The following is a 991-nucleotide window of genomic DNA, read 5'->3' on the forward strand; positions in this document are numbered from 1 at the left end:
ACGTATCATCAGGAAAAACATATAATTATACAACATATCAAACAGTTGCAGTATCATCATCTAGCTTACCATTTTCAATATATTCTGCAACATTAAAGGTACCTAATCCAGGTACAATAATAGTTGCAGAAAACGTACCTGGAGGACCATATAGCTTTGATCCTGATGTAGACTGGGAAACAGTTGGTTGGGAAGTTATTGCAAATGTATTTTCAACCTTAGTTATTTATAAAGGATCTAGTACTACCAGCTTCTTACCAATGGCTGCAGAATACATACCAACAGTTGGTAATTGGTCTCAAAGAGATACTTATGGGGGTATTTCTCCTAATTATACTGTTTATACATTTAAAATAAGGCCTGATTTAAAAGCAGCAAATGGAGATCCTATAACAGCATATGATGCTTGGTATAGTATAGTTAGAGGTATGCTTTGTGCTGGGGGAGTCCCCTCAACAGGTGGATGGTTAATAACTCAATATCTAATACCTAACTATACTCCATACACATCTGTTATCAAATCACCTAATGATACCTTAGCAGCAAAAGAAATTATAAGTGCGGTAACTTATGATAATGCAACCGACACAATTACATTCCATTTAGTTCAGCCAGTCACACCTACACTTTTCTTCATGGCACTATCTCATACCTTAGGTGGTGGAGCAGTTTTAGATGCAAAATGGCTAGAAAGCGTTGGTGATGGTATAAATCTGACAGGCTTATATAACAATAATCTCACTCAATTAGCAGAATCTTTCTATTCTTATGAACAAACTTGTAATGCGGGTAATTATAATTTACAAGTACAGGATAATCCAATGTCAACAGGTCCATACATGATATCATCTTATACCCCAGGTCAAAGCGTTGTATTAAAGCCAAACCCATATTGGCCATCAAACGTCTCTGATATACCAAAACCAAATGATACTATAATAATTTATTGGGTTAAAGATCCAAATACTGCATATGAAATGTTCTCATCAGG

Annotated in this window: 1 protein-coding gene; it reads left to right on the forward strand. The window is 35.4% G+C overall.

From position 1 onward, the window contains the following. On the forward strand, window positions 1-991 hold a 991-nt coding region (locus ACP5GV_RS08055; protein ID WP_428103285.1), incomplete at both ends, for an ABC transporter substrate-binding protein.

Origin of the sequence: Caldisphaera sp. (genome assembly GCF_049974385.1) — an archaeon.
GTDB lineage: Archaea > Thermoproteota > Thermoprotei_A > Sulfolobales > Acidilobaceae > Caldisphaera.